This is a genomic window from Rhodovulum sp. PH10, from assembly GCF_000293785.1.
In the GTDB taxonomy this organism is placed as follows: domain Bacteria; phylum Pseudomonadota; class Alphaproteobacteria; order Rhizobiales; family Xanthobacteraceae; genus Rhodoplanes.
This window is the reverse complement of the sequence record NZ_AKZI01000209.1, coordinates 1-1,392: the sequence shown is the minus strand read 5'-3', so window position 1 is coordinate 1,392 and position 1,392 is coordinate 1. Positions and strand designations below refer to the sequence as shown.

Annotated in this window: 1 pseudogene; it reads left to right on the top strand. The window is 66.5% G+C overall.

The annotated features are described in order from the left end of the window. Nucleotides 1–47 precede the first annotated feature (47 nt). Nucleotides 48–1,128, top strand: a pseudogene (locus A33M_RS21505) (IS3 family transposase); the annotation flags it as partial. Nucleotides 1,129–1,392 lie beyond the last annotated feature (264 nt).

Sequence of the window (1,392 nt, the reverse complement as noted above, 5' to 3'; positions counted from 1 at the left end):
GGCGTAAGTTGGAAGTCGGCGGCTCCGTTTGGTAGATGGAGCAGGCGATGACGAAGAGAACGAGACGGAAGATCGACGCGGGGCTGAAGGCGAAGATTGCGCTGGAGGCGATCCGCGAGCAAGCGATGGTGGCCGACCTGGCGCAGCGCTACGAGGTCCATCCCAACCAGATTTACGCCTGGAAGAAGCAGCTTCTCGACAACGCGGCGCGGGCGTTCGACCCGAATGTGGGTGTGGACGCCGACAAGCTCGCGCAGCGGACGGTCGACGACCTCTATGCGAAGATCGGCCAGCTGACGTTGGAGCGGGATTTTTTAGCCAGGAGGTCCGGCAGATGAGCGCGGCGGACCGGCGAGGAATGCTCGATAGTGGCGACGAGACGCTTTCGGTCCGGCGGCAATGTGCCTTGCTCGGGGTGGCGCGGTCGAGCGTCTACCGGCCTGCGCGGCCCGCCAACGACAACGATCTCGCCCTGATGCGGCGGCTCGACGAGCTGTTCACGGCGTGGCCGTTTTACGGCTCGCGCCGGCTGACGGCGACGCTCCGGACCGAGGGATGGCTCGTCGACCGCAAGCGCGTGCAGCGCCTGATGCGGCTGATGGGGATCGCGGCGCTGGGGCCGATGCCGAACACCTCGAAGCCGGCGCCGGGCCACAAGGTGTTTCCCTATCTGTTGCGGGACCTTTCGATCGAGCGCCCGAACCAGTGTGGGCGGCCGATATCACGTACATCCCGATCGGACGCGGCTTTCTCTACCTCGTGGCAATCATCGACTGGGCGAGCCGAGCGGTTCTCGGATGGCGGCTGTCGAACACGCTGGACACCTCGTTCTGCCTGGCGGCGCTCGAGGAGGCGATGGCCCGGTACGGCAAGCCGGACTTCAACACGGACCAAGGTTGCCAGTTCACCTCGGCCGCCTTCACCGGCGCGCTGCTCGCGGCGGGGATCCGGGTCTCGATGGACGGTCGGGGTCGCTGGATGGACAACGTGTTCATCGAGCGACTGTGGCGTTCGCTGAAACACGAGGACGTCCATCTGAAGCACTACGCCGACGGCCGCGAGGCGAAGGCCGGTATCGCCGCATGGATCACGTTCTACAACGAGCAGCGGCTCCACCAGGCGCTCGGCTAGCGCACCCCGATGACGGTGTGGTGCGCCGGTGCCGCCGGCGAGGCTGTGGACATGATGGACAACGCGAGCGAGGCTGGGCAGGAATTCGCATCAGGTCGCGAGGGCGAGGGACTGGCGCGGATTGGTGGCTGCCGCGGCGATTTCAGTCACGAATCGGACCAGCAGTTCCCCGGCGGCGCGGGGAAGGGCGCGCCCGGCGCTTGGTGTGCCGACCTGCAGCAAACAAGCGACCCATTCGGCCAAGCGGGCCATGAAGCCTTC